Source organism: Polaromonas sp. P3_C2 (genome assembly GCF_056402675.1).
On the sequence record NZ_JBFUGX010000193.1, the window covers coordinates 1 to 6790 of the forward strand.

Annotated in this window: 5 protein-coding genes; 3 read left to right on the plus strand and 2 right to left on the minus strand. The window is 59.5% G+C overall.

Features of this window, described 5'->3' with window-relative positions:
- The 3 genes from secD to AC1DWI_RS10110 form a co-directional block, all read left to right on the plus strand.
- Positions 1-1568: protein translocase subunit SecD (secD, locus tag AC1DWI_RS10100; protein WP_477724771.1), on the plus strand; the 1568-nt coding region annotated here is incomplete at its 5' end.
- A gap of 44 nt (positions 1569-1612) precedes the next feature.
- The gene (gene secF, locus AC1DWI_RS10105) at positions 1613-2566 is read left to right on the plus strand and encodes a protein translocase subunit SecF (protein ID WP_477670626.1); all 954 of its coding nucleotides are present in this window, start codon (positions 1613-1615) and stop codon (positions 2564-2566) included.
- 28 nt (positions 2567-2594) lie between these two features.
- Positions 2595-5057, plus strand: coding sequence for a DUF1631 family protein (locus AC1DWI_RS10110; protein ID WP_477724772.1), 2463 nt, complete (start codon positions 2595-2597; stop codon positions 5055-5057).
- Between the two features lie 66 nt (positions 5058-5123).
- On the opposite strand, the gene AC1DWI_RS10115 is transcribed toward AC1DWI_RS10110, so the two are convergent.
- The gene (locus AC1DWI_RS10115) at positions 5124-5636 is read right to left on the minus strand and encodes a Smg family protein (protein ID WP_457282413.1); all 513 of its coding nucleotides are present in this window, start codon (positions 5634-5636) and stop codon (positions 5124-5126) included.
- A gap of 59 nt (positions 5637-5695) precedes the next feature.
- A partial coding sequence (dprA, locus tag AC1DWI_RS10120; protein ID WP_477724773.1) for a DNA-processing protein DprA occupies positions 5696-6790 on the minus strand: 1095 nt, incomplete at its 5' end.

Consider the following 6790-nt stretch of genomic DNA (forward strand, 5'->3'; position numbering starts at 1 on the left):
CGTATGTCGTTGCGCTCAATTTGCTATCGCTTTCACCTCCCTGGCTAGCCCGGCTTCATGCTTTCCCAATGTACCTCGGGCTTGACTTACGAGGCGGCGTGCATTTGATGCTGCAGGTGGACATGCAGGCCGCGCTAACCAAGCGCGCCGAGTCCCTGGTTGGCGACCTACGGACGTCGCTGCGTGAGAAAAATATCCGGCACGGCGGCATCGCTCGTAATGGACAGACCATTGACATCAAGGTGCGTGACTCTGCCACACTGGCATCGGCCAAAGCCCTGATTCAAGACCAGTTTCCCGACCTCCAGACTGCTGAGGTCCCCGAAGGCACGGAATACAAGCTTACGGCTACGATCAAGCCTGAGGCGGCGCGCCGCATTCAGGACCAGGCTCTCAAACAGAACATGGTGACCCTTCACAACCGGGTCAACGAACTGGGCGTCGCAGAGCCGGTAATACAGCAGCAGGGTATAGACCGCATTGTTGTGCAACTACCAGGTATTCAGGATCCTGCCCGGGTCCGGCGCATTATTGGCCGTACCGCCACCCTGGAAATGCGTCTGGTGGAAGACAGCGCTGAAGCCCGTGCTGCCATGACCGGGGGGGGCATGGTGCCCTTTGGGTCGGAAAAATTCCCCGATATCAGCGGCAATCCGGTGATTGTGAAGAAGCAGGTCCTTGTTACCGGTGAGAGCCTGACGGACGCCCAGGCCGGCTTCGATTCGCAAAAGCAGGAACCCAATGTATCCCTGACGCTGGATGCCAAGGGTGGGAGGGTGATGCGCGAAACAAGCCGCGAGAACATGGACAAGCCGATGGCCATCCTGCTGTTCGAAAAGGGCAAAGGGCAGGCTATTTCGGTGGCAACCATTCGCGGTGAACTGGGTACACGATTCAGCATCTCGGGCGCCATGAATATCAATGCCGCCAACGATCTCGCCCTGTTGCTGCGCGCAGGCTCGCTTGCCGCTCCCATGGAGGTCATTGAAGAGCGCACCATTGGCCCGACGCTGGGCGCCGACAACATTGCCAAGGGCTTTCACAGTGTGTCGTGGGGCTTCGTCGTGATCGTGGCGTTTATGGCGATCTATTACATGCTTTTTGGCCTGTTTTCCGGCCTGGCGCTTGCCGTCAACCTGCTGTTGCTGGTCGCGGTGCTGTCCATGCTGCAGGCTACCCTGACCTTGCCTGGCATGGCGGCGATGGCGCTCGCGCTGGGTATGGCCATCGATTCCAATGTGCTGATCAATGAGCGTGTGCGGGAAGAATTGCGAAACGGTGCCTCCGCGCAAGCGGCGATTCATGCAGGTTATGAGCGGGCCTGGGCAACCATTCTGGACTCCAACACCTCGACATTGATCGTAGGTCTTGCGTTGCTGGCTTTTGGGTCCGGCCCGGTCCGCGGCTTTGCCGTTGTGCATTGCATCGGTATCCTGACCAGCATGTTCTCAGCGGTGTTTTTCTCGCGCGGCCTGGTCAACCTCTGGTATGGCCGCCAGAAGAAGCTCAAGACGGTTTCCATTGGCACAGTGTGGCGGCCCACCACTTCGGGTGCGGTGGCGAAGTAAGCCCACGCCCGGCCCTTTTTTCCTGAATTTCCCAAGGACTCCAGATGGAATTTTTCAAAATCCGGCGTGACATTCCGTTTATGCGGCACGCCCTGATCTTCAATGCCATCAGCTTTGCCACGTTCGCTTTGGCAGTATTTTTCCTGTTCTCGCGCGGCTTGCACCTGTCCGTCGAATTCACCGGCGGCACCTTGATGGAGGTGAATTACACCCAGGCTGCCGATGTCGGAAAAATCCGCGATACGGTGGCGGGGTTGGGCTTCGCCGATGTGCAGGTCCAGAATTTCGGCACCTCACGCGACGTGATGATCCGCCTGCCGGCACAAAAGGGCGTAAGCACTGCGCAGCAAAGCGACAAGGTGCTTGCGGCCCTGAAGGCTGCCAGCCCGGATGTGACGCTGCGGCGCACCGAATTCGTCGGCCCGCAGGTGGGCGAGGAACTCGCCCACGACGGGCTGAAGGCGCTCGCCATGGTGGTTTTCGGCATCATGGTCTATCTGGCTTTCCGCTTTGAATGGAAATATGCCGTGGCGGCCATCATCGCCAATTTGCACGACGTCGTGATCATTTTGGGATTCTTCGCTTTCTTCCAATGGGAGTTTTCACTGGCTGTGCTTGCTGCTGTGCTGGCGGTGCTGGGCTACTCGGTCAATGAGTCGGTGGTGATCTTTGACCGGATCCGCGAGAATTTTCGACGCTATCGCAAGATGAATACCACCGAGATCATCGACAACGCGATCACGTCCACCATCAGCCGTACCATCATTACCCACGGTTCCACCCAGATCATGGTGCTGTCCATGCTTCTCTTTGGCGGGCCGACCCTGTTTTACTTTGCCCTGGCGCTGACCATCGGCATTCTGTTCGGGATCTATTCGTCGGTGTTTGTTGCCGCTGCAATCGCCATGTGGCTAGGCATTCGGCGTGAAGACCTGATGAAAGGGCCGGCCAAAAAAGACGAGGATCCCAATGACCCCAACGCCGGAGCCACGGTGTAAGCTATGACTTAATCATCCTAGGGCGGCTGTGGCTCCAAGTAACAAAAATAGCAGGGTTCTGGTCGAGCAGGCACGTGCGCTGTTTGCGGAGCGTGCTGTACGCGTACTGCCTGCACTGGCGAAAACCATTCAAGACAGGCTCACTGCCGCAGTTGATCAGCCCGGCAGTGTCCGGGAAATGCAGGACCGGCGTGATGCCTGGATGGCTTTCCAGAAAAGTGGTGCCACCTGGGTCCGTGGCACAACCGCCGCATGGACCACTGCCCAGACGATTCCTGCGCCAAACTCGCCCTCGAGGTTTGCCGACAGCGGCAAATTTGAATTGATGGGTAACGACGTGATGGAGGACAAAATCCTTGCTTCGCGGYTCGCGCTTCGGTTGCTGGACTTCGCAAGCTGGGAGTTGAACGACCTCCGGTTGCGCATCCAAAACCTGGAGGCCGTCACGGAATTGCACAAGCAGGACATTCTTCGCCCCGAGGTGCTTGCCCAGCACATGGTTGAGCAATGGAGTCTTGCATCGCTGCCACGGGATGTCTGGCTCGTTGTCCAGGATGTCATCCAGAAGGACATGGGCACACACCTGCTGGAGACTTACCATGCCACCAACGAGTTTTTGGTGCAGCAGGGGGTGATGGCGGAAATCGACTTACGGCCGCTGGTCAAACGCACTCCCTCCGCTGCGGATGCCGGAGCGTCTGCCAGGAAAGCCTCCACTTCTGAGAAGGAACGCGGCAAATTCGGCAGCGAAACCGGCTCCAGGACCGGCGGGTCTGAAGGCGGTGGCGCACGTGGTTTTGGCGGAGGCCAGGGCGATGGGCCTGATAGCCGGGTTCAGGGTGTGGGTGGCGGGCGATCTTCAGCCTTTGGCGGCCGTCAGGGTGCAGCTTCTCCAGGTACGGCGTCCGAAGGAGCAGGGTCGCAGCCAGGCGTATCCAGGCAAGGCGGCGCAGTCTACGATGAAACCCGCATGCAAACGGCGACGACGCCGCTCGCCAGGGCACGCATGAGGGCCCAGGGTGTGATGGGGCACCTCAAGCGTTTGCTGTCGAACCAGGTCGCAGGCTTCGACGATACCCACCCCACACAGGCGTCGCCTCAGCTCGCGCAGGCCATGGTGAGCGTGCAGAAGCAGGAAGAAACCGGTGCAGAGCGTACCTTGCTCGCAGATGCGCAAGGGCAGATCTATGGCCAGGTGCATGTCGACAATGCTGCAACTGCCTTGCGGGAACGAACCAATACCCTCAAGCAGGCGGCGTCCACCTCATCCGAGAAGGCGACGATTGAAATCGTGGCCCTGATGTTCCAGAGCATTCTTGCCGAAGACCGCATTCCGCCTGTGATCCGGGTCTGGTTTGCCCGTTTGCAGATGCCGGTATTGCGTGTGGCGATTTCCGAGCCAGAGTTCTTTGAGTCGCTGCAGCATCCTGCACGCCGGTTGATCGACCGCATGGGTTCCTGCGTATTGGGCTTTGACGTCACGGTGGCCGGCGGCGCCATGGAATCTGAAGTCAAGCGCATTGTGCAAGTGATAGAGCAGTATCCCGAAACAGGGCGTCGGGTGTTTCAGCTGGTTTACGACGAGTTCGAAAAGTTTTTATCCAAATTCCTTTCCGAGCATGGCAGCGCCGCCCGTGTTGTGAGCGTCGCGCAACAGGTCGAACAAAAAGAGACCATGACGATCCAGTACACCATTGAGATGCGGAACATGCTCAATGACATGCCGGTTCGAGACGAGATCCGCGAATTCCTCTTCAAGGTATGGGCCGAGGTATTGGCAATCGCCGCGATGAAGAACGGGCCGCAKCACGAGGAAACCATCACGCTCAAGCGGGCTGCCGCTGATCTGGTGTGGGCCGCGAGCGCCAAACCGAACCGCAATGATCGCGCCCGCGTGATTGCAGACCTGCCGAAATTGCTGCAGCTGCTGCGCCTGGGCATGTCCATGCTGGGCTTGGGTGTGTCTGACCAGGACGGGCACCTGAAGACCATCAGCGATACGCTGGCCGATGCATTCATGTCCAAAACCGACACCATTTCCCAGGAGCGGGTGGAGATCATGGCCAAACGGCTGATGAACCTGGAAGACTATCTTTCCGACGAGGACGTCGGAGACCTGCCGCTGGATACTGACAGCCTGGTCACCATGATCGGGATCGATGCTACCGACATTGAAGTGATCGCCGATGGCGGCAGCCAGCCCACGGAAGCCATGCGCGCATGGGCCCGGGAGCTCCAGGTAGGTACATGGTTCAGCCTGGACCACAACGGCAAGATCAGTCATGTGCAGTTTGCCTGGTGCAGTGATCGCAAGCAGTTGCACCTGTTTGCTTCTGCCGATGGCCGGAACTTCCTGATCCAGGCTCGTCGGCTCGCGGCCTACCTGCAGTCGGGTTTGCTGGTGCCTACGGAAGAGGAGGCGCTCACGGTACGTGCCACGCGCGACGCGCTTGCCAAGCTGGATGCAAATCCCGAGCGGTTGCTCGGCTAAGGGCCTCGTTGTCCGGCGTGCCCGGGCAACCGGTTCAAAAATGTCGTTTTTGTGCCGCAGTGCTATTCAGTGAGCAAGGCGACCTTCCGCGTCGTCGCACAATTCGTCCAGAACCAGCGCATCGGGTTCTTCGCCGAAGCTCCAATAGACCATCAATACGATGATTTTCAGGTCATCGAGCGTGACGGGGTCGCCCGGTGCCGCCATGGCACGGTCAATCACAATCTCGCGCATGTGCGGAGGCAATACGCCGGACGACTCAAGGAAGCTCACAAATCCCAGGCTCTGTGCGCCGAGTTGTGTTTGCTCGGCAACCGAATAAACGCGAAGGCTGTCGGGGGATTGGGGCTGAATGACCGGATGCGCACCGGGCTCGGTGAGCTCTGACGGGGCACTGGCCGGCAGACTGATTTGCGTGCCTTGGGCGGCGATATTCAAGCCGTCGAGCCAGACGAGGGCCGCCTGGATTTCTTCCGCCTCAAAACCCGCCGCTGTCAGTTTGCGGCCGAGCCGCTGAAGTTCGGGGCAAGCGTCACCTTGCCAGTAATTTTCGTAGACGTACACGAGTACTTCGAACATGCGTCCAATATAACGCAGTTGGCGGCAGCATTGTCAAGCCGGTGAAAAGAGTGCGGTGTTTATGCGTCAGCGCGTCGCTGGAACAGGCCGCCGGGAAGCCTGAACACCTGTCCGTCGAGTTCCAGCTCAAGTAGCTGCGCCTGCAGCATGGCTGTTTCGATCCCGGTTCGCGCCTGTAGTGTGTCCAGGCTCACCACGTCGAATCCCAGTGCGGCGATCAGGGCGGTAGATGAGGGGGACTCGACCAGGAGACCGGTTTCTTTCTCTGTTGGCGTATATGCCGCTGCAGCCGGCGCCACACCCCGCGCAGGGAGACTTAATTCCTCCAATACGTCCTGCGCAGTTTCCACCAGCTTGGCCCCCTGCTTGATCAGTGCGTGGCAGCCGCGTGACTGGGGCGAATGGATGGAGCCGGGTATGGCAAACACTTCTTTGCCCTGTTCGGCCGCCAGCCGCGCGGTGATCAGTGAGCCGGACTGCAGCGCTGCCTCGATGACAAGAGTGCCCAGCGACAGGCCGGAAATGATGCGGTTGCGTCTCGGGAAGTTCGCGGTCAGCGGTGGCGTGCCGAGCGGGAATTCGCTGATGATCATGCCTTGCTGGGCAATACGGTGCGCCAGCTCGAGATGTTTTTTGGGATAGACGCGGTCTAGTCCGGTACCCACCACGGCAATGGTATCTCCGCCGGCTTGCATGGCGCCGTCGTGCGCCGCACCGTCGATACCCAAGGCCAAGCCTGACACAACGCAGAGTTTGGCACCGGCCAGGGCCTTGGCGAATTGGCGCGCATTAGCTTCGCCCTGCGGCGTCGGGTTGCGGCTGCCTACGATGGCTATATGGGCCACGTGGGATGGCGATAACGCCTGAGGCTGGGATGCACGCTTGCCGAGCATGTAGAGCATCAGCGGGGGATCGGCGATGTCGAGCAAGGCCGCAGGGTAGGCCGCATCTCCAATCGCGACCACCCGCCGGTGCTCGCCGGCCTGCAACCAGTCCAGCGTCATTTGCAGCTGGGCTGCCAGATTTGGAGGCTCTGCCCTGAGCGCGCGCGCCAATTTCTCCGAACCCAACTGTTCCAGAGCGGCTGAACTCTGGTCAAAAATCGCCTGCACGGATCCAAAAGCGGCTAGCAGCTTGCGGGAATTCTCATTTCC

Bases quoted from the DNA above. Each gene is read 5' to 3' on its own strand.
- secF (WP_477670626.1), top strand. From the start codon at position 1,613: ATGGAATTTTTCAAAATCCGGCGTGACATTCCGTTTATGCGGCACGCC.
- AC1DWI_RS10115 (WP_457282413.1), bottom strand. From the start codon at position 5,636: ATGTTCGAAGTACTCGTGTACGTCTACGAAAATTACTGGCAAGGTGAC.